Annotated in this window: 19 protein-coding genes; 12 read left to right on the top strand and 7 right to left on the bottom strand. The window is 67.1% G+C overall.

Going from position 1 to position 18,708, the window contains the following annotated elements:
- Positions 1 to 289: contractile injection system protein, VgrG/Pvc8 family (locus HMPREF3014_RS11865; protein WP_042955903.1), on the bottom strand; the 289-nt coding region annotated here is incomplete at its 3' end.
- Between the two features lie 265 nt (positions 290 to 554).
- Between HMPREF3014_RS11865 and HMPREF3014_RS11860 the strand changes: the two genes are divergently transcribed.
- The 4 genes from HMPREF3014_RS11860 to pfeE all read left to right on the top strand — a co-directional run bounded on the left by HMPREF3014_RS11860 (position 555) and on the right by pfeE (position 5,884).
- Positions 555 to 1,271, top strand: coding sequence for a response regulator transcription factor (locus tag HMPREF3014_RS11860; RefSeq protein WP_003101494.1), 717 nt, complete (start codon positions 555 to 557; stop codon positions 1,269 to 1,271).
- Entirely contained in the window at positions 1,271 to 2,611 is a 1,341-nt protein-coding gene (pfeS, locus tag HMPREF3014_RS11855; protein WP_003162120.1) for a two-component system sensor histidine kinase PfeS, read from the top strand. Before HMPREF3014_RS11860 ends, pfeS begins: the two co-directional genes overlap by 1 nt.
- Before the next feature lie 98 nt (positions 2,612 to 2,709).
- Positions 2,710 to 4,950 (top strand): siderophore enterobactin receptor PfeA, encoded by a 2,241-nt coding sequence (gene pfeA / locus HMPREF3014_RS11850; RefSeq protein WP_003090548.1) that lies wholly within the window; start codon positions 2,710 to 2,712, stop codon positions 4,948 to 4,950.
- A gap of 19 nt (positions 4,951 to 4,969) precedes the next feature.
- Entirely contained in the window at positions 4,970 to 5,884 is a 915-nt protein-coding gene (pfeE, locus tag HMPREF3014_RS11845; RefSeq protein ID WP_003090549.1) for a ferric enterobactin esterase PfeE, read from the top strand.
- 158 nt (positions 5,885 to 6,042) lie between these two features.
- Here pfeE and HMPREF3014_RS11840 read toward each other — a convergent pair whose 3' ends face one another.
- Positions 6,043 to 7,248 (bottom strand): NAD(P)/FAD-dependent oxidoreductase, encoded by a 1,206-nt coding sequence (locus HMPREF3014_RS11840; RefSeq protein ID WP_003122579.1) that lies wholly within the window; start codon positions 7,246 to 7,248, stop codon positions 6,043 to 6,045.
- Between the two features lie 268 nt (positions 7,249 to 7,516).
- Here HMPREF3014_RS11840 and HMPREF3014_RS11835 point away from each other — a divergent pair, with 268 nt between their 5' ends.
- Both HMPREF3014_RS11835 and HMPREF3014_RS11830 read left to right on the top strand, forming a co-directional pair.
- Positions 7,517 to 8,041, top strand: a complete 525-nt coding sequence (locus tag HMPREF3014_RS11835) for an RrF2 family transcriptional regulator (RefSeq protein WP_003090553.1) — start codon at positions 7,517 to 7,519, stop codon at positions 8,039 to 8,041.
- A gap of 170 nt (positions 8,042 to 8,211) precedes the next feature.
- Complete coding sequence (locus HMPREF3014_RS11830) at positions 8,212 to 8,712, top strand: acyl-CoA thioesterase (protein WP_003090555.1); 501 nt, start codon at positions 8,212 to 8,214, stop codon at positions 8,710 to 8,712.
- 27 nt (positions 8,713 to 8,739) lie between these two features.
- On the opposite strand, the gene HMPREF3014_RS11825 is transcribed toward HMPREF3014_RS11830, so the two are convergent.
- The 3 genes from HMPREF3014_RS11825 to HMPREF3014_RS11815 form a co-directional block, all read right to left on the bottom strand.
- A complete protein-coding gene (locus HMPREF3014_RS11825; RefSeq protein ID WP_009313971.1) occupies positions 8,740 to 9,066 on the bottom strand; it encodes a thioredoxin family protein in 327 nt (108 codons plus the stop codon).
- An 80-nt stretch (positions 9,067 to 9,146) separates the two neighbouring features.
- On the bottom strand, positions 9,147 to 10,250 hold the full coding sequence (locus HMPREF3014_RS11820; RefSeq protein ID WP_023087234.1) for a DUF1615 domain-containing protein: 1,104 nt from the start codon (positions 10,248 to 10,250) through the stop codon (positions 9,147 to 9,149).
- Positions 10,251 to 10,363: 113 nt separating this feature from the next.
- Positions 10,364 to 11,143 (bottom strand): AraC family transcriptional regulator, encoded by a 780-nt coding sequence (locus HMPREF3014_RS11815; RefSeq protein ID WP_223290709.1) that lies wholly within the window; start codon positions 11,141 to 11,143, stop codon positions 10,364 to 10,366.
- Between HMPREF3014_RS11815 and HMPREF3014_RS35090 the strand changes: the two genes are divergently transcribed.
- Positions 11,036 to 11,269: a hypothetical protein gene (locus tag HMPREF3014_RS35090; protein ID WP_223723618.1), complete on the top strand. Its 234-nt coding sequence runs from the start codon at positions 11,036 to 11,038 to the stop codon at positions 11,267 to 11,269. The genes HMPREF3014_RS11815 and HMPREF3014_RS35090 overlap by 108 nt on opposite strands.
- 157 nt (positions 11,270 to 11,426) lie before the next feature.
- On the opposite strand, the gene HMPREF3014_RS11810 is transcribed toward HMPREF3014_RS35090, so the two are convergent.
- Entirely contained in the window at positions 11,427 to 11,708 is a 282-nt protein-coding gene (locus tag HMPREF3014_RS11810) for a XapX domain-containing protein (RefSeq protein WP_003101509.1), read from the bottom strand.
- 56 nt (positions 11,709 to 11,764) lie between these two features.
- Positions 11,765 to 12,445: a hydrolase gene (locus HMPREF3014_RS11805; RefSeq protein WP_023087233.1), complete on the bottom strand. Its 681-nt coding sequence runs from the start codon at positions 12,443 to 12,445 to the stop codon at positions 11,765 to 11,767.
- Between the two features lie 607 nt (positions 12,446 to 13,052).
- Between HMPREF3014_RS11805 and HMPREF3014_RS11800 the strand changes: the two genes are divergently transcribed.
- The 5 genes from HMPREF3014_RS11800 (at position 13,053) to tsi2 (ending at position 18,705) form a co-directional block, all read left to right on the top strand.
- The gene (locus tag HMPREF3014_RS11800) at positions 13,053 to 14,891 is read left to right on the top strand and encodes an amidohydrolase (RefSeq protein WP_003101513.1); all 1,839 of its coding nucleotides are present in this window, start codon (positions 13,053 to 13,055) and stop codon (positions 14,889 to 14,891) included.
- Between the two features lie 48 nt (positions 14,892 to 14,939).
- Positions 14,940 to 16,247: an OprD family porin gene (locus tag HMPREF3014_RS11795; RefSeq protein WP_023087232.1), complete on the top strand. Its 1,308-nt coding sequence runs from the start codon at positions 14,940 to 14,942 to the stop codon at positions 16,245 to 16,247.
- Between the two features lie 2 nt (positions 16,248 to 16,249).
- Positions 16,250 to 17,839 (top strand): MFS transporter, encoded by a 1,590-nt coding sequence (locus HMPREF3014_RS11790; protein WP_023087231.1) that lies wholly within the window; start codon positions 16,250 to 16,252, stop codon positions 17,837 to 17,839.
- Between the two features lie 146 nt (positions 17,840 to 17,985).
- Positions 17,986 to 18,462 carry a type VI secretion system effector Tse2 gene (gene tse2, locus HMPREF3014_RS11785; RefSeq protein WP_003119469.1) on the top strand — a complete coding sequence of 159 codons (477 nt, stop codon included), beginning with the start codon at positions 17,986 to 17,988 and terminating at the stop codon, positions 18,460 to 18,462.
- Positions 18,463 to 18,471: 9 nt separating this feature from the next.
- A complete protein-coding gene (gene tsi2 / locus HMPREF3014_RS11780) occupies positions 18,472 to 18,705 on the top strand; it encodes a type IV secretion system immunity protein Tsi2 (protein WP_003114383.1) in 234 nt (77 codons plus the stop codon).
- Positions 18,706 to 18,708 lie beyond the last annotated feature (3 nt).

Raw genomic sequence — 18,708 nt, 5'->3', positions numbered from 1 at the left:
GCAGGGTGACCTGGTAGCTGGCGAACTGGCCGGCGCCGGCGCCCTGGCTACAGCGCGCGACGATGCCGTGGAAATACCGCCGGCTGCCGCCGGGGAGTTCCAGCGCGAGGCTCATCGGCTTGCCCAACAGGGCATCCAGAGGCAAGGCGGGATTGCTCGAGACCAGTTCGAGCTCGTGGCTGAACAGCCGGCCCAGCTCTTCGCGACCCTCCAGCCGTTGCAGTTGCAGGACCTCGGGTCCCAGCGGGGAGTCCACGTGTACCAGGCGGGTGTGTTGGGAGAACAGCATGGGGAATCTTCCTTGATAGTCACCTGCGGCGGGCGGCCCGAACAACGCGCCAGCAGCGCGCCAGATGATCGTACAACCCAGTGCCGTCGCGAAAGGCTGGCCAATAGCCACGACACTCCTGCCCGCCTCCTGCGGACCCGCCGACCCTAAGCCAGAACCAAAGCCGAAGCAACGACGGCTTTGTCGAAAAGTATTTCCGCTCCGAGCACGCTGCGGCGCATTGGCCCATTGCCCGATACCCGGCAAAAATGAGATATTCACGAACGTGAATCATTCTCATATTTCAATCCCATCTCCCCGCCTGCTGCTGGTCGAAGACGACCCGCGCCTACGCGAGGATCTCGACGCGCATTTCCGCCGGCGCGGCTTCCGCGTAACCGTCTGCGGCGATGGCTCGCACGGACTGGAAGCCGCCGGGCGCGAAGCGTTCGACCTGGTGTTGCTGGACATCATGCTACCCGGCCTCGACGGCCTGGCGCTGCTGGAGTCGCTGCGCCGCGAGCAGGCCACGCCGGTGATGCTGATGTCGGCCCTGGGCGCCGAACAGGATCGCATCAGCGGCTTCACCCGCGGCGCCGACGACTACCTGCCGAAGCCGTTCAGCCTGGCCGAGCTGGATGCCCGCACCGACGCCCTGCTGCGCCGCGTACGACTGGACCGCCTGCCGTCGGCGCAGCGGCGGGATACCCGGCTGGTGTTCGACGACCAGGCCCAGGATGTGCTCCACCAGGGCCTTCCGGCGGGGCTGACGCCATCCGAGTACCGCCTCCTGGCGACGCTCCGCGAACACGCTGGCGAGGCGCTGAGCAAGCCGTTCCTCTACCGGAGCGTGCTGCACCGCAGCTACACGCGCCTCGACCGCGGTCTCGACGTGCACGTCTGCAACCTGCGGCGCAAACTCGCCGCGGTCGCCGTCCGTCACCTGCAGATCCAGGCGGTACGCGGCCAGGGCTACCTGCTGGTGGAGACGGAACACCCCTGATGCGCAGGCACCCGCTGTTATGGAAACTGGCGCTGCTGCAGGTCGGCTTCTGCCTGCTGCTGACCTGGCTGATCTACACCTGGGGCCTGTCGGTGGAGCGCAGCACCTACTTCCTCGCCCCGGCCGACCGCAGCTACCTGGCGGACTACGCGCGGCAGGCGGAGGATGCCTGGCGCAGCGAGGGTGCCGCGGGCGCCGAACGCTTCCGCAAGGAACTGTCGGCGAAGGAAGATACCTGGGTGGCGCTGGTCGGACCGCACCTGGAAAGCCTCGGCAGCACGCCGCTAAGCGCCGAGGAGTCGAGCCACCTGACCTTCATGCGCAAGCTCGACTGGCCGATGAGCCGGCGCCTGCAGGACGAACTGCCGTACGTCAGCATCGAGTTCCCCGGACATCCCGAGCAGGGCCGGCTGGTAATCCAGTTACCGGAGCGCCTGCTGCCCGGCGGGCTGACCCCCTGGACCCACCTGGTCACCCACGGCATAGTCCCGACCCTGCTGGCCGCCCTGCTCGGCCTGCTGCTCTATCGCCACCTGGTGGTGCCGCTGAACCGCTTGCGCGATCGCGCCGACGCCCTGCGCGCCGACGAACTGGAAAGCACTCCCCTCGCCGCACCGCTGGCGGCCCGCCGCGACGAACTGGGCGAGCTGGCCCAGGCCCTGGAGCACATGGCCGAGCGCCTGCGCCTGAGTCTCGCCCAGCAGCGCCTGCTGCTGCGCACCCTGTCCCACGAACTGCGCACGCCGCTGGCGCGCCTGCGCATCGCCCACGACAGCGAGCTACCGCCGGAACAGTTGCGCCAGCGCCTGGATCGCGAAATCGGCGACATGCAACGACTGCTGGAAGACACCCTCGACCTCGCCTGGATGGACACCGAGCGCCCGCAACTGCCCACCGAGCCGGTGCTGGCGCTGTCGGTGTGGGAAGCGCTGCGCGATGACGCCTGTTTCGAAAGCGGCTGGGACCCGGCGCGGCTACCCTGCCGCTTGGGCGTCGACTGTCGCGTCGAGGTACACCTGGACAGCCTGGCCCAGGCCATGGAAAACCTCCTGCGCAACGCCATCCGTCACTCGCCCGAGGACGGCACGGTCAGCCTCGACGGCGAGCGCGAGGGCGACTTCTGGCACCTGCGCCTGCAGGACCAGGGCCCTGGCGTGGCGGAAGACCAGTTGGAACGCATCTTCCTCCCCTACCAGCGCCTGGACGATAGCGCCGGCGAAGGTTTCGGCCTCGGCCTGGCGATCGCCCGGCGCGCCATCGAGCTACAGGGCGGCCGGCTCTGGGCCAGCAACGGCAAGCCCGGATTGTGCCTGCACCTGTGGCTGCCGGCGGCCGCCTGAGGGCGAAGTGTTTAGAAAGTTAATGCGCTTTACTATCAAATAACAATCAATATCATTTGTGATCTCTTGCATTTCGCTGCATTGCCCGGAGATCACCGATGTCCTCACGCGCCCTTCCCGCCGTTCCCTTCCTGCTGCTGTCCAGTTGCCTGCTCGCCAACGCCGTACACGCCGCCGGCCAGGGCGACGGCTCCGTCATCGAGCTGGGCGAGCAGACCGTGGTCGCCACCGCCCAGGAGGAAACCAAGCAGGCGCCGGGGGTTTCCATCATCACCGCCGAGGACATCGCCAAGCGACCGCCGAGCAACGACCTGTCGCAGATCATCCGGACCATGCCGGGGGTCAACCTGACCGGCAACAGCTCCAGCGGCCAGCGTGGAAACAACCGGCAGATCGACATCCGCGGCATGGGCCCGGAGAACACCCTGATCCTGGTCGACGGCAAGCCGGTCAGCTCGCGCAACTCGGTGCGCTACGGCTGGCGCGGCGAGCGCGACAGCCGCGGCGACACCAACTGGGTGCCGGCCGACCAGGTCGAGCGCATCGAAGTGATCCGCGGCCCGGCGGCGGCGCGCTACGGCAACGGCGCGGCGGGCGGCGTGGTGAACATCATCACCAAGCAGGCCGGCGCGGAAACCCACGGTAATCTCAGCGTCTACAGCAATTTCCCGCAACACAAGGCCGAAGGCGCCAGCGAACGGATGAGCTTCGGTCTCAACGGGCCGCTCACGGAAAACCTCAGCTACCGCGTCTACGGCAACATCGCCAAGACCGACTCGGACGACTGGGACATCAACGCCGGCCACGAATCCAACCGCACCGGCAAGCAGGCCGGCACCCTCCCCGCCGGTCGCGAAGGCGTGCGCAACAAGGACATCGACGGGCTGCTCAGCTGGCGCCTGACGCCCGAGCAGACCCTCGAGTTCGAGGCCGGCTTCAGCCGCCAGGGCAACATCTACACCGGCGACACGCAGAACACCAACAGCAACAACTACGTGAAGCAGATGCTCGGCCACGAGACCAACCGCATGTACCGCGAGACCTACTCGGTCACCCATCGCGGCGAATGGGACTTCGGCAGCTCGCTGGCCTACCTGCAGTACGAGAAGACCCGCAACAGCCGGATCAACGAAGGCCTGGCCGGCGGCACCGAAGGTATCTTCGACCCCAACAACGCCGGCTTCTACACCGCCACCCTGCGCGACCTGACCGCCCACGGCGAGGTCAACCTGCCGCTGCACCTGGGCTACGAGCAGACCCTGACCCTCGGCAGCGAGTGGACCGAGCAGAAGCTCGACGACCCCAGCTCCAACACCCAGAACACCGAGGAAGGCGGCTCGATCCCCGGTCTCGCCGGAAAGAACCGCAGCAGCAGTTCCTCGGCGCGGATCTTCTCGCTGTTCGCCGAGGACAACATCGAGCTGATGCCCGGCACCATGCTCACCCCAGGCCTGCGCTGGGACCACCACGACATCGTCGGCGACAACTGGAGCCCATCGCTGAACCTGTCCCACGCGCTCACCGAGCGGGTCACCCTGAAGGCCGGTATCGCCCGCGCCTACAAGGCCCCCAACCTGTACCAGCTGAACCCCGACTACCTGCTCTACAGCCGTGGCCAGGGTTGCTACGGGCAAAGCACCAGTTGCTACCTGCGCGGCAACGACGGCCTCAAGGCCGAGACCAGCGTGAACAAGGAACTGGGCATCGAGTACAGCCACGACGGCCTGGTAGCGGGGCTGACCTACTTCCGCAACGACTACAAGAACAAGATCGAATCCGGCCTGTCACCGGTCGACCACGCCAGCGGCGGCAAGGGCGACTACGCCAACGCGGCGATCTACCAGTGGGAGAACGTGCCCAAGGCGGTGGTCGAGGGCCTCGAAGGTACCCTGACCCTGCCCCTGGCCGACGGCCTGAAGTGGAGCAACAACTTCACCTACATGCTGCAATCGAAGAACAAGGAAACCGGCGACGTGCTCTCGGTGACGCCGCGCTACACCCTCAACTCGATGCTCGACTGGCAGGCCACCGACGACCTCTCGCTGCAAGCCACGGTCACCTGGTACGGCAAGCAGAAGCCGAAGAAATACGACTATCACGGCGACCGTGTCACCGGCAGCGCCAACGACCAGCTCTCGCCCTACGCCATCGCCGGCCTCGGCGGCACCTATCGGTTGAGCAAGAACCTGAGCCTCGGCGCCGGCGTCGACAACCTGTTCGACAAGCGCCTGTTCCGCGCCGGCAATGCCCAGGGCGTGGTCGGCATCGACGGGGCCGGCGCGGCGACCTACAACGAGCCCGGACGGACCTTCTATACCAGCCTGACCGCGTCGTTCTGAGCCATAACGAGAAAGCCTGATGAGAACCTCCCTGCTCGTCGCCGCCCTGGGCCTCGCCCTGGCGGCGGCCCTGCCCGGCGGCGCGCCGCTGGCGCAACCGGACCCCGAGGCGACCATGGACCGCAGCCTGCTGCAACGCCAGGACCTGCCCTATCGCTTCAGCGCCGTGGACCTGGACTCCGTCGATGGCCAGCGGCATTACCGGCTGTGGCTCGGCCGACCGCTGCAGGCACCGCCCGCCGCCGGCTACCCGGTGGTCTGGATGCTCGACGGCAACGCCGCCGTCGGCGCCCTCGACGAGTCAACCCTGAGACGCCTGGCCGACGGCGACGCACCGCTGCTGGTCGCCATCGGCTACCGCACGCCGCTGCGCATCGACCGCGCCGGGCGTACCTTCGACTACACCCCCGCGAGTCCCGGCCAGGCCGATCAGCGCGACCCGCTCAACGGCCTGCCCAGCGGTGGCGCCGACGCCTTCCTCGACCTGCTGCGCGACGGCATGCGCCCGGCCGTGGCGGCGCAGGCGCCCCTGGACACCGCGCGACAAACCCTCTGGGGACACTCCTACGGCGGCTTGCTGGTGCTCCACGCACTGTTCACCCGTCCCGGCGAGTTCGCCCGCTACGCCGCGGCCAGCCCGTCGCTGTGGTGGCGCGACGGGGCGATCCTCGGCGAACGAGCGGGGCTCGAACAGCGCCTGCGCGGAAAGCGCGCGGAACTCCTGCTCTGGCGCGGCAGCGCCGAACCGGCCAGCCCGCGCGGCTCGCTGAAAGCCGAGCCGGGCCAGGCGATGGCGCGGCTGGTAGATGACCTGCGCCGGGTTGCCGGGCTCACGCTGGACTTCCAGCCGCTCGACGGCCTGGGTCATGGCGAAACGCTGGGGGCCTCGTTGCGCCTTCTGCTCGCCCGTCCGGCGGTGGAACGCCAGCGCTGAAGACGCACGCTCCCAAGAGAACCGAGGCAACGGCGGATAACCGCTTCGCGGTTATTCGCCCTACCGGAAGCCAGGCATCCGCGCGCCGCTGCATCCCTCTACGCTGCACGGCATCCTCTCCCGCCTGCGGGAGAGGGTTGGGGTGAGGGAAAATCGCCCTACGCCACCACCGGAATCAGCGGGTCGGCCGCCGCCAGCGCCACGGCGCGGTCCGCCGCCGGCGGGTAGATCCACACGCCATTGATCTCGGTCTTGATCTTCTTGCCCTCCTCGCGCACGAACCGTACCTGGCGGTCCCAGCCCTCGGTGAACACCGCGCCCCAGCCGCCGAGGTCGAGACAGGTCACGTACTTCACCTGGCTGTAGGGAATCGGCTCGACGCCGAGCAGGTCGGCGGCCACGTTATTGCCGGCCGAGCGACCCAGGGCGATGGCGTGCTGGCAGGTCATCAGGGCATGGTTGCCGAGGTCGTCGGTAGCCGCGCGGGCCACGTCGCCGGTGGCGTAGACATCGTCGAGACCGAGCACCTTGAGGTTGCGGTCGACATGCAGGCGACCCTGGGCATCGCGCTCGCCCGGAATCTGCCCGGTCAGGGTGCTGGCCCGCACGCCCACGGTCCAGACCACGGTCTTCGCCTCGATCCGCTGGCCGTCGTCGAGCGTCACGCCCTCGGCATCCACCGCCGCCACCGAACGCCCCAGGCACCACTCCACGCCCAGTTCCGCCGAGGCCTCGGCGATCAAGCCGCTCAGGTCCGCGCCCATCGATGCGCCGATGGCGGCGCCGCGGTCGACCACGATCACTCGCAGCGCCGCTTTCTCGCCGAGGATCGCCCGCAGGCGCGCCGGCATCTCGGTGGCAGTCTCGATGCCGGTGAAGCCGCCGCCGGCGACCACCACGGTGTTGCGTGCCGGCGAATCCGGCAAGTCGCGCAGGGCATGCAGGTGTGCCTCCAGGCGCAGGGCGTCTTCCAACTGGTCGACATCGAAGGCAGCGTCGATGCCGACGACACTCGCCGGACGCCACACGCCGCTGCCGGCCGCCAGCACCAGGCGGTCGTAGTCCAGTTGCGCCAGCGTGCCCTCGGCATCGCGGTACTCCACCCACTTGCCGGCCACGTCGATGCGCTGCGCGCTGCCCTGCACGAAACGCACGCCGACCGCGGCGAACAATTCGCCCAGCGGCGCCGCCATGCGCTGCACGTCAGGCTCGTAGAAACGCGGGCGGATGCGCAGCTCGGGCTGCGGCGCGAGCACCGCGACCTCGACGTCGTCGCGGCCCTGGCGGTCGAGCTGGCGCACTGCGCTCAGCGCGCTCCACATGCCGGCGAATCCGGCACCGACGATCAGGATACGTTGTTTCATTGGGGGCTCCTGGAGGGAAAGGACGGGATATCCGGAGAAAAGCCTCTCCGTAACTACGACTATATTTGTCGTAGTTAAGAAGATCAATCCCCGAAAAGCGTTCCGAGAGGCAATCGCCCCTCGCCGTGAAAGAGAGGAAAAGACGTCGAAAACATACGAAAAGGATCGGAGATAGAGCGCTTCGAGGCGGAAGACAGCGAACGACCTGTCCTTGTGAGCGACCTGAAAACCGCGCAGAATATTGCGAATATTTCTGTCGGAGTTAGTGATGGCTCTCTATAGCGCCGGCGTCGAATACGGCATCCACTGCCTGTTGTTCCTCGCCGACGAGAAAGGCGACAGCCGCGAGTCCAGCGTACGCACCCTCGCCGAGTTGCAGGGCGTGCCGCCGGAACTGCTGGCCAAGGTCTTCACCCGCCTGGCCAAGGCCGGCCTGGTGGCTGCCACCGAAGGCGTGCGCGGTGGCTTCCGCCTGGCACGGCCGGCCAACGAAATCAGCGTGCTCGACGTGGTCCGCGCCATCGACGGCGACAAATCGATCTTCGAATGCCGCGAGGTCCGCGAGCGCTGCGCGATCTTCGAAGGCAACCCGCCTTCCTGGGCGACCCGCAACACCTGCTCGATCCACGCGGTGATGCTCACCGCGCAGAAGCGCATGGAAGAAGCGCTGGCCCAGCAGACCATCCTCGACCTGGTACGCCGGGTGGGGCGTATCGCGCCACCGGAGTTCGGCGAAGAAGTGCTGCGCTGGATGGATGCCAGCCGGGAAGGACGCGGCGGCTCCCGCGACTAGCCCTTGGCGCATACGGAGCGGCGCCGCAAGCCCGTTTCGCGGAAAACACCATTGTCGACTGCGGTGCTAATCGCGCCGGCGTTTCTCCCTACCCTATCGCCAGAGGCCGCCGCAGAGCGGCCGCCGGCCCACTGCAATGGCCCGTGACCAACTTGCGTGATAGGTGAACGATGGAACCTGGCAGCTACCAACTGACCATGAGCGTGCTCATGACCCCCGACAAGGCGAACTTCTCCGGCAACGTCCACGGCGGCGCGCTGCTCAAGCTACTCGACGAAGTGGCCTTCGCCTGCGCCAAGCGCTACGCCGGACGCTACGTGGTGACCCTGTCGGTGGATCAGGTGATCTTCCGCGAGCCGATCCATGTCGGCGAACTGGTGACCTTCCTCGCCTCGGTGAACTACACCGGGCGCACTTCGATGGAGGTCGGGGTGAAGGTGATGACCGAGAACATCCACGAGCGCACCGTGCGCCATACCAACAGTTGCTTCTTCACCATGGTGGCGATGGACGACCAGCGCCGGCCGGTGGCGGTGCGTCCGCTGGAACCGGAGACCGCGATCGAGAAACGCCGCTACGCCCAGGCCCTGGCCCGGCGCGAGCAGCGCAAGCTGATGGAACTGCGCTACCAGGAGATCCGCGAACAGGTGGATCACGCGATGCCGGCCTGAACGCCGCCCGGCCCGCGGGCCGGGTCCTCAGCCCTCGCCGACCAGGCTCTCGAACGCTTCTTCCAGCACGCTGGCGCTGCCGGGGCGGACTACCCGCGCCACCTCCCGGCCGTCGCGAAGAAAGACGAAGGTCGGCCACAGCTTGACCTGGAACGAGCGCCCCAGGCGGCGCCCGGGACCGTCCTCGACCTTCAGGTGGCCGACCTCCGGATAGTCGTCGAATACTTCCGCCAGCAGCGGCTGGGCGGCCTGGCAATGGCCGCACCAGTCGGTACCGAACTCCACCAGCGTCGGACCGGCGAGCCGGTCCAGTTCGTCGCGCGCCGGTGCCTCGGCGCTGTATCGGGTCTTCATACGCTGCTTCTCCATGAGCTTGGCTGACAGGACGGCAGACTCCCGCGGCGGCGCCAGGTTCGACCCGCGCGACGATGGACTCAGCGTTTCCGCACGCGCGCCATGCAACGCTGGTAGCGTTCGTCGACGCGCTTGGCGAACCAGGCGGTGGTCAGCTTGCGGGTGATCTTCGGGCTCTCCAGGGCGATCCCCGGCAGCACGGCGCGGGGCAGCGTCTTGCCGATGGCGCTTTCGGCCAGGGCGAAGACCTTGCGGTACAGCGCGCTGTCGGCGAACTCCGGGCTGTCGCCCTGCTCCAGCGCCCGGCGGATCGCCGCGTCGCTCATGTCCAGGCGCTTGCCGAGGCTGCGCACGGCCAGTTCGGTGGAGCCCGGCGTGCGCGTACCGTAGCGGATCAGATCGCCATCCAGCGCCAGCGGAATCCCCGAGACGCGACTCACCGCATTCTGGAACGCGGCGTTGCGACTGGCATACCAGCCGGCGTTGAAGTCGGCGAAGCGGTACAGCGGCGCCGGGTAGTCCGCCGGATAGCCAAGCAGGTGGGCGATGCCGAAATACATGCCGCCGCGCCGGCTGAACACCTCGCGGCGGATGCTGCCGTCCAGCGGATAGGGATAGCCGTCCGCGTGCTGCTCGGCGAAAGCGATGCTGACCTGCATCGGCCCGCCGGTGTGTACCGGGTTGAAGCCGCCGAACAGCTTGCCGCCCATGGGCACGATGGCGATGAAATCGTCGAATGTCTCGCTCAGTTCCTTCTCCGTGCGCGCCGCGGCCAGGCGCTGGCTGTAGGTGCGGCCATCGGGCGACTTGATATTCAGCGCCGAGCTGACCAGGAACGCCGGCACGTGCAGCTTGCCGGCACGACGCTCGACCTCGCGGGTGGCGATCCTGCCCAGGCCGGCCACCGGCGGGTCGACCTGGTAGGTGGACTCCTGCTCGGTCACCGCCAGCACCGCACAGAGATTCTCGTCGCTGGGGTAGATCTGCTGGGCGGAAAAGGCCGCGTAGATATCGCTGGCCCACCCTTGGCGATCGCGCACCGTGGCCGGCATCAGGCGGACGATCTTCGCCCGTACTTCGTCGGGGTTGGGCGGCGGCGGCTCCGCCGACCGCGAACTGCACCCGGCCAGCGCCAGGAGCATGAGCAACCCCGTTACGCCGCGACCCTGGCGTACTGCTTTCATCTGCGATTCCCTGTTCCGTTGCGAAGTGGGCGGCCGATGGCGACCGCCGAAGCCAGGGCATTCTAGCCGAGCATCCGGCGGCTTCCGTACCGTCCGTCACGCACGGTCGCGGTTCACAGCGCTGCGTCGGTGCGCTGCCGCTTGACCCGACGCCAGGTCGAGGGCGAGGCGCCGGCCAGCCGGAGAAAGATCCGCGAGAAATGCGGCTGGTCGGAAAAGCCGCAGGCGACGCCGATCTGCGAAAGCGGTTCGTCGCTGCCCAGCATCAGCTCCTTGGCCCGGTCGACGCGCATGCGCATCAGCCATTCGTGGGGCGAAACACCGGTGCTGCACTTGAAGGCCTTGGTGAAATAGCTGCGCGAGAGCCCGCACTCCTCGGCCAGGCGCGCCACCGACACGCCCTCGGCCAGATGCCCGGCGATCAGCTCCTTGGCCCTGCGCAATTGCCAGGGCGCCAGGCCCTTGCCGGTGCAGACCGGGACCTGGGTCGAAGCGAAGCGATCCTGAACGTGGGTCAACAGCGCCAGCATGACCTGCTCGATGAACAGTTCGTTGCGCTCGCCCGCCCTGGCGAAGCTGGGCAGCAGCGCCAGCGCCAGGTGATAGACCACCGGATCGTCGACACCGATGATCCGCTCCGGCTCGGCGGACGCGCGTTGCCCTTCTTCGTAGAGAAACTCCTTTATCGAAGCGCGCGGCAACATGAAGCGGACATTGTCGTAAGTTGTCCGGTGCTGGCACTTTATTTCATCGCCAAGATAGGCGATGGAGATACTTTTCCGTGGATGTCCGCCATCGAAAACCAGTTTGTTTCCATTCCAGAGACGATGGGAATTGAAATCGCGCAACTGCACGATGACGGAAAACGAATCGGCACAAGGAATATGGATCACCTTGTCCGGATCGGGAGTCGCCTCACTATTGCGAATCAAGGCGTACCCCTCTCCCCTTATGATGTTCCCTGGCGTGGATTGGTCGCCCTTTGTTCTGTCTATGGCAACAGTCATGACTCCCCCTGATTCCATGCGCCTGATGATCTCGTGACACTTTTCTCTCGACGCGAAAAACGACGCACGAAAGCTCCCCCAGAGATTAATCCGAGGGAGCCGTTCCGGGGAAATCTAACCGACGAAGATAACTACCAGATTACTGCGCTGTTACTCGATGATATAACGCTCAACCCTTTTCCTTTTCCGACGGGCCAGCGGCCTGGTCGAGGCGATGCCGACCCGGTAGTTGCCCCAGCACATGGCCGACCGAACCCGCCTTGTCGCAGGCCGAGGCGAACGCGCAACCGCCGAGCAATTGCTTGCCGACCGGGATGACCTGCTCGCCGAGCAGGATGCCGAGCAACCCCACCAGCGCCACCAGCGGCGGAGCCGGCGAACGCACCTGCAGCAGGCTGTAGACGATCCCCACCAACAGTCCGGCGCCCAGCGACAATACGTAGAGCTTCATCTTCGTTCTCCTTCGCGGCCGTGCCGCCCGGCGGACCGGAGCGGCACGGCCGGCATTCACTTGGCCGGATTCGGGCCGATGCGTTCGCCGTGGGTCACCCGCTCGGGCGCCTTGTGCACCATGGTGTAGGCGTAGTCCACGCCCATGCCGTAGGCCCCGGAATGCTCCTTGGCGATGGCCATCACGGCGTCGTAGGTATCCCGGCAGGCCCAGTCGCGCTGCCACTCCAGCAGGACCTGCTGCCAGGTCACCGGTACCACGCCGGCCTGGACCATGCGGTCCATGGCGTACTTGTGGGCGTCGCTGGAGGTGCCGCCCGAGGCATCGGCCACCATGTAGATCTCGTAGCCGCCCTCGAGCATGGCGCAGAGGGCGAAGGTGGTGTTGCAGACCTCGGTCCACAGCCCGGCGACCACGACCTTCTTGCGGCCCGCGGCGGCCAGCGAGTCGCGCACGTTCTGGTCGTCCCAGGAGTTCATCGAGGTGCGTTCGAGGATCTTCTGTTCGGGGAACACCGCCAGCAGCTCCGGATAGGTCGGGCCGGAGAAGCTGTCGGTTTCCACCGTGGTGATGGTGACCGGGATGTCGAATACCTTCGCCGCCTTGGCCAGGCCCACTACGTTGTTCTTCAGCGTCTGGCGATCGATGGACTGTACGCCGAATGCCATCTGTGGCTGCTGGTCGATGAAGATGATCTGGCTGTTCTGCGGAGTTAGAACTTCGAGATAGTGGCTCATGATTGTTTCCTGACAACGAACGATGAATTCCAGCTGTTGCGCACAACAGCACGCGGGCCAACAGATAATTTCCCGTGGCCGGCCAGACTATGAAGCATGAATATTGGAAAAAACAAACTTTTCGAGAAAATAAATCACTGAACTGCGGCCCTGGATAAAGTTGAACGGCGATATTCAAAATATTCGACACATCCATACAAAAAGCGCACACAGAGACAATAAAAGAAGGATTACCAGCTAGCAGAATCGACAGTCCGCCCTATAAGAAAAAGCCCCCATGAAGTTCAGGACATGTCTCGCGCCTTACTTGCTATCGACCACCAGCAAGTTGCGCTTGCAGGAGGATGCGTCATTCGGGAAAACCGCTCTTTCGTCCCGTACGTTTTCCGCCGCACCTATCCTGTCCGGTGGCCTCTCTCGCCGCCGCCCTCGCTGACCGATTCCGCCCCGCTGCCAGGAGCACGCCATGAGCCACGATCCGCCGAGCAAGGACCGCCGCCATTTCCTCACTACCAGTTCGGTGCTGGGCGCCGCCGGAGTCCTGTGGTCCGCCCTGCCCTTCGCCAACGCCGCCAGCCTTTCTCCCGCAAGCAACCCAGGAGGTTCCATGACCGCCGACCTGATCCTGCACAACGGCCGTTTCCACACCGTGGACCGCGACAACCCCACCGCCACCGCCGTGGCGATCAAGGACGGCAAGTTCCTTGCCGTCGGCAACGACGCCGAGGCGATGCTCCATCGCGGCAGCGCCACCCAGGTGATCGACCTGCAGAAGCGCACCGTGATCCCCGGTCTCAACGACTCGCACCTGCACCTGATCCGCGGTGGCCTCAACTACAACCTGGAGCTGCGCTGGGAAGGCGTGCCCTCCCTGGCCGACGCCTTGCGCATGCTCAAGAACCAGGCCGAACGCACGCCCAGCCCCCAGTGGGTGCGGGTGGTCGGCGGCTGGAACGAGTTCCAGTTCGCCGAGAAGCGCATGCCGACCCTGGAGGAATTGAACAAGGCCGCGCCGGACACCCCGGTGTTCGTCCTCCACCTGTACGATCGCGCCCTGCTCAACCGCGCCGCCCTGCGCGTGGTCGGCTACACCAAGGACACGCCCAACCCGCCCGGCGGCGAGATCGTCCGCGACAGCAGCGGCGAACCCACCGGCATGCTGATCGCCCGGCCCAACGCGATGATTCTCTACGCCACCCTGGCCAAGGGACCGAAGCTGCCGCTGGAATACCAGGTCAACTCCACCCGCCAGTTCATGCGCGAACTCAACCGCCTCGGCCTGACCAGCGCGATCGACGCCGGCGGCGGCTTCCAGAACTACCCGGACGACTACCAGGTGATTCGCGAACTGGCCGACCAGGGCCAGCTCACCGTACGCATCGCCTACAACCTGTTCACCCAGAAACCGAAGGAAGAACTCGCCGACTTCAAGAACTGGACCGGCAGCGTCAAGTACGGCCAGGGCAGCGATTTCTTCCGCCATAACGGCGCCGGCGAGATGCTGGTGTTCTCCGCCGCCGACTTCGAGGACTTCCTCGAACCGCGCCCGGACCTGCCGCAGACCATGGAGCAGGAGCTGGAGCCTGTGGTCCGCCACCTGGTGGAGCAGCGCTGGCCGTTCCGCCTGCACGCCACCTACGACGAATCGATCTCGCGGATGCTCGACGTGTTCGAGAAGGTCGACCGCGACATTCCGTTCAACGGCCTGCCCTGGTTCTTCGACCACGCCGAGACCATCACCCCGCGCAACATCGAGCGGGTGCGGGCACTCGGCGGCGGCATCGCGATCCAGGACCGCATGGCCTTCCAGGGCGAGTACTTCGTCGACCGCTACGGTGCCAAGGCCGCCGAGGCCACGCCGCCGATCCAGCGCATGCTCGCCGAGGGCGTGCCGGTGGGTGCCGGCACCGACGCCACCCGGGTCTCCAGCTACAACCCCTGGACCTCGCTGTACTGGCTGGTCAGCGGCCGCACCGTCGGCGGCATGGCCCTGTATCCGCAGGGCCTGCCGCGGGAAACCGCGTTGCAGCTGTTCACCCACGGCAGCGCCTGGTTCTCCAGCGAGCAGGGCAAGAAAGGACAGATCAAGGTTGGCCAGCTCGCCGACCTGGCGGCGCTGTCGGCGGACTTCTTCGGCGTCGAGGAAGAGGCCATCAAGTGGATCGAGTCGGTGCTCACGGTGGTCGACGGCAAGGTCGTCTATGCCGCCGCCGAGTTCGACAAGCTCGGTCCGCCGGCGCCGCCGGTGCTGCCGGACTGGTCGCCGGTGGCCAAGGTACCCGGCCACTGGCGGCAAGGCGCGCCGCTGACCGCCCAGGTCCACCAGTGCGTCGGTGCCTGCGCGGTACACGCCCACGAGCACAACCGCGCGCGCCACTCCAACGTACCGGTGAGCGACTTCCAGGGTTTCTGGGGCGCATTCGGCTGTTCCTGCTTCGCTTTCTGACGTACCCGGGCGGGCCCTTCGCGGCCCGCCTAGCCCGGAGTTTTCCCGATGATCCGCGTTCGACCGGTCGGCCGCCTGGCCCTTTTCCTGGCGCTGGGCGGCACCTCGCCGTGCCACGCCGCGACAGAGGAAGCCAAGGCACCCGACTACCTGGAGTGGCGCCTGCTCAACCGCAACTACTTCCTCTACAACGACTATCGCCGCGCGGACGCCGGGCGCGGCTACCGCAAGGAATGGGCACACGGCCTGATCGTCGACCTGGAGTCGGCCTATACTCCCGGCCGCGTCGGTTTCGGCCTCGATCTCCAAGGCTTCGCCGGCTTCAAGCTCGACGGCGGACGTGGCCATGCCGGCACCGGCCTGTTGCCGCTGGACTCATCCGGCGATAACGCCAGCGAGTATTCCGACGCCGGCGCCGCACTCAAGCTGCGGCTCGGCGAGAGCCTGCTCAAGGTCGGCGAGATGACCGTCGAGACCCCGGTCTTCGATACCAGCGACAAGCGCCTGCAACCCCAGTACGCCAGGGGCTTCTTCCTGCAGAGCGACGACCTCGACCGCGTGCGGATCCAGGCCGGGCGCTTCACCGCCTTCAAGGAACAGGCCTCCAGCTCCGGCCATGGCGACTTCGACGGCTACGGCGCGAGCACCGCCGGCAGCGCCATCGGCTTCGCCGGCGCCAGCCTGGCGGCCAGCGACAACCTGAGCGGCTCGCTGTTCGCCGCGCAACTGGACAACGTCTGGCGCCAGGTCTATCTCAACATGAACCTGCAACGTGCCGCGTTCAGCCTGGATGGCAACCTCTATCGCACGCGCGACCAGGGCCGCAGCCGGGCCGGCGCGATCGACACCCTGGCCTACAGCCTGCAACTGAAGTACCGCGTCGGCGCGCAGGGTTTCTCCCTGGCCTACCAGCGTGTCCATGGGGATACGCCGTTCGACTTCGTCGGAGGTGACTCCATCTACCTCGCCAACTCGATCAAGTACGCCGATTTCAACGGTCCGGGCGAACGCTCCTGGCAGGCCCGCTACGACCTCGACCTGGCCCCGTTCGGCCTGCCGGGGCTGAGCTTCATGGCGCGTTACGTCAGCGGCCGCGCCATCGACGGCAGCCATGCGCCGGCCGGCGGCGCCTACAACCCGCTGGGCGCCGATGGCCGCTACCGGCCCTTGCAGGGCAGCGGCGGCAAGCACTGGGAGCGCGACCTCGACCTGCGCTACCTGTTCGCCTCGGGCCCGCTCAAGGACCTCTCGCTGAACGTCTCGCACCTCAGCCACCGGGCCAACGCGGCCCAGGCCGGCGACGACATCGACCGCCTCTACCTGATCGTCGAATACCCACTCAAAGGCTCGCTCTGACCATGACCGCACCCGCCGCCTCACCCTGGAGTCCCCTGCGCCAAGCCACCTTCCGCTGGCTATGGCTGGCCAGCATCGCCTCGAACATCGGCACCTGGATGCACGAGGTGGGCGCCGGCTGGCTGATGACCTCGCTCTCCGCCAGCCCGCTGAACGTGGCCCTGGTGCAGGTCGCCGGATCGCTGCCGATGTTCTTCCTGGCCCTGCCGGCCGGCGCCCTCGCCGATATCGTCGACAAGCGCCGCTACCTGCTCGGCGTGCAATTGTGGATGGCCTTGGTGGCCACCCTGCTGGCCAGCCTCACCCTGCTCCAGTTGACCAGCGTCTGGCTGCTGCTAGGCCTGACCCTGTGCATGGGCATCGGCACCGCGCTGATGATGCCGGCCTGGAGCGCCACCACTCCGGAACTGGTGGGCAAGGACGAACTGCCGGCGGCGGTGGCGCTGTCCAGTGTCGGGGTCAACCTGGCGCGGGCGGTCGGACCGGCCATCGCCGGGGTGCTGGTGAGCCTGGTCGGCCCCTGGCTGACCTTCGCCCTCAACGCCCTCTCCTTCTTCGCGGTGATCGCCGTGCTGCTGGCCTGGAAACGCGAGGCCGTGCCCTCGGTGCTGCCGGCGGAACGCCTGTTCGGCGCCCTGCGCGCCGGCTGGCGCTACAGCCGCAGCTCGAGGCCACTGCAATCGGTGCTGGTGCGCGCGGTGGCGTTCTTCCTCGGCGCCAGCGCCGGCATGTCGCTGCTGCCGCTGATCGTGCGCGGCGAACTGCATGGCAACGCCATGGACTTCGGCCTGCTGCTGGGCAGCGTCGGCGTCGGCGCGGTGCTCGGCGCCGCGTTCCTGCCGCGCCTGCGCGAACGCCTCGGCAGCGACCGCCTGGTGCTGCTCTCCAGCGTGCTCTACGCACTGGTGCTGGTGGCCCTGGCGCTGCTGCGCAACCTCTATTTGCTGGTGCCGGTGATGCTGCTCAGCGGCGCGGCATGGATCGCCGTGCTCTCCAGCCTGCAGGTCGCCGCGCAGACCTCCGTGCCGGCCTGGGTCCGCGCCCGCGCGCTGGCGGTCTACATCCTGGTGTTCTTCGGCAGCATGGCCGCCGGCGGCGCCCTGTGGGGTCTGGTCGCCAGCCACCTGTCGATCACCTTCGCCCTGCTCTGCGCCAGCGCCGCGCTGCTGCTCGGCCTGTTCGCGTCGCTGCGCTGCCGGCTGCCGGTCACCGAGGCCGAGGACCTCGCGCCGTCGCTGCACTGGCCGGCACCACTGGTCGACGAAGAGGTGGACCAGGAACGCGGCCCGGTGATGGTCACCCTTGAGTACGACATCGACCCGCAGGACGCCGCGGCATTCGAGGCGGCGATGGTCGAGGTGCGCGCCATGCGTCGGCGCAACGGCGCGGTGTCCTGGGGACTGGTCCAGGACAGCGGCAACCGTCGCCTGTGGCTGGAGTTCTTCATCGACGAATCCTGGCTGGAACACCTGCGCCACCACCAGCGGGTGACCCGCGGCGAGTTGCGGGTCGAGGCCGCCGCCCGGCGCTTCCAGAGCGCCGGCGTGGAGGTGCGCATCCGCCATTACCTGCACGGCGCGGCCAGGCCTTGAGCCTCCCGGGCGACGGTCGTCGCCTGCCCCTGGCGGATCCGCCCACGGCTGTTATCCTGCTCGCCGATGGCGCCACAAGGACGGTGGCCGGTAGCGATGCCGCGCACCCGCGGCGCCGCGAACGCAACCCACAGGGAAGTCCACGCATGTCCTACGACTACGAGAAAACCAGCCTCACCCTCTACCGGGCGGTATTCAAGGCCAACTACGACGGCGATGTCGGTCGCTACCTGCGTCCCGACAAGGAACTCGCCGAGGCTGCGGAAGTCGCCCCGCTGCTGCATCCGACCTTCGACAGCCCCAACACCCCTGGCGTCCCCGCCCGCGCGCCGGACATCGTCGCCGGCCGCGACGGCCTCTACGCCCCGGACACCGGCGGCACCTCGGTGTTCGACCGCGCCGGCGTGCTGCGCCGCGCCGACGGCGACTTCGTGATACCCGACGGCACCGACATCCCGCCGGACCTTAAGGTGAAGCAGGACAGCTACAACAAGCGCCTGCAAGCCACCCACTACACCATCATGCCGGCCAAGCCGATGTACCGGGAGGTCCTCATGGGCCAACTGGACAACTTCGTGCGCAACGCCATCCGCCGCCAATGGGAAAAAGCCCGCGGGCTCTAGGAGTGAACCATGAACCTGAAACCCCAGACCCTGATGGTGGCGATCCAGTGCGTCGCCGCGCGCACCCGCGAACTCGACGCGCAGTTGCAGAACGACGACCCGCAGAACGCCGCTGAACTCGAACAGTTGCTGGTCGGCTACGACCTCGCCGCCGACGACCTGAAGAACGCCTACGAGCAAGCCCTGGGCCAATACAGCGGCCTGCCGCCCTATGACCGGCTGATCGAAGAGCCGGCATCCTGACGG

This window comes from Pseudomonas sp. HMSC065H01, assembly GCF_001815235.1.
Taxonomy (GTDB): Bacteria; Pseudomonadota; Gammaproteobacteria; order Pseudomonadales; family Pseudomonadaceae; genus Pseudomonas; species Pseudomonas aeruginosa.
Note: the sequence above shows the minus strand (reverse complement) of the source record. Positions and strands in the feature narration are given on the sequence as shown.

Excerpts from the sequence above, each read along its gene's own strand:
- pfeS (WP_003162120.1), top strand. The coding sequence starts at position 1,271 with ATGCGCAGGCACCCGCTGTTATGGAAACTGGCGCTGCTGCAGGTCGGC.
- pfeA (WP_003090548.1), top strand. The coding sequence starts at position 2,710 with ATGTCCTCACGCGCCCTTCCCGCCGTTCCCTTCCTGCTGCTGTCCAGT.
- pfeE (WP_003090549.1), top strand. The coding sequence starts at position 4,970 with ATGAGAACCTCCCTGCTCGTCGCCGCCCTGGGCCTCGCCCTGGCGGCG.
- HMPREF3014_RS11840 (WP_003122579.1), bottom strand. The coding sequence starts at position 7,248 with ATGAAACAACGTATCCTGATCGTCGGTGCCGGATTCGCCGGCATGTGG.
- HMPREF3014_RS11835 (WP_003090553.1), top strand. The coding sequence starts at position 7,517 with ATGGCTCTCTATAGCGCCGGCGTCGAATACGGCATCCACTGCCTGTTG.
- HMPREF3014_RS11830 (WP_003090555.1), top strand. The coding sequence starts at position 8,212 with ATGGAACCTGGCAGCTACCAACTGACCATGAGCGTGCTCATGACCCCC.
- HMPREF3014_RS11825 (WP_009313971.1), bottom strand. The coding sequence starts at position 9,066 with ATGAAGACCCGATACAGCGCCGAGGCACCGGCGCGCGACGAACTGGAC.
- HMPREF3014_RS11820 (WP_023087234.1), bottom strand. The coding sequence starts at position 10,250 with ATGAAAGCAGTACGCCAGGGTCGCGGCGTAACGGGGTTGCTCATGCTC.
- HMPREF3014_RS35090 (WP_223723618.1), top strand. The coding sequence starts at position 11,036 with ATGTCCGCCATCGAAAACCAGTTTGTTTCCATTCCAGAGACGATGGGA.
- HMPREF3014_RS11810 (WP_003101509.1), bottom strand. The coding sequence starts at position 11,708 with ATGAAGCTCTACGTATTGTCGCTGGGCGCCGGACTGTTGGTGGGGATC.
- HMPREF3014_RS11805 (WP_023087233.1), bottom strand. The coding sequence starts at position 12,445 with ATGAGCCACTATCTCGAAGTTCTAACTCCGCAGAACAGCCAGATCATC.
- HMPREF3014_RS11800 (WP_003101513.1), top strand. The coding sequence starts at position 13,053 with ATGACCGCCGACCTGATCCTGCACAACGGCCGTTTCCACACCGTGGAC.
- HMPREF3014_RS11795 (WP_023087232.1), top strand. The coding sequence starts at position 14,940 with ATGATCCGCGTTCGACCGGTCGGCCGCCTGGCCCTTTTCCTGGCGCTG.
- HMPREF3014_RS11790 (WP_023087231.1), top strand. The coding sequence starts at position 16,250 with ATGACCGCACCCGCCGCCTCACCCTGGAGTCCCCTGCGCCAAGCCACC.
- tse2 (WP_003119469.1), top strand. The coding sequence starts at position 17,986 with ATGTCCTACGACTACGAGAAAACCAGCCTCACCCTCTACCGGGCGGTA.
- tsi2 (WP_003114383.1), top strand. The coding sequence starts at position 18,472 with ATGAACCTGAAACCCCAGACCCTGATGGTGGCGATCCAGTGCGTCGCC.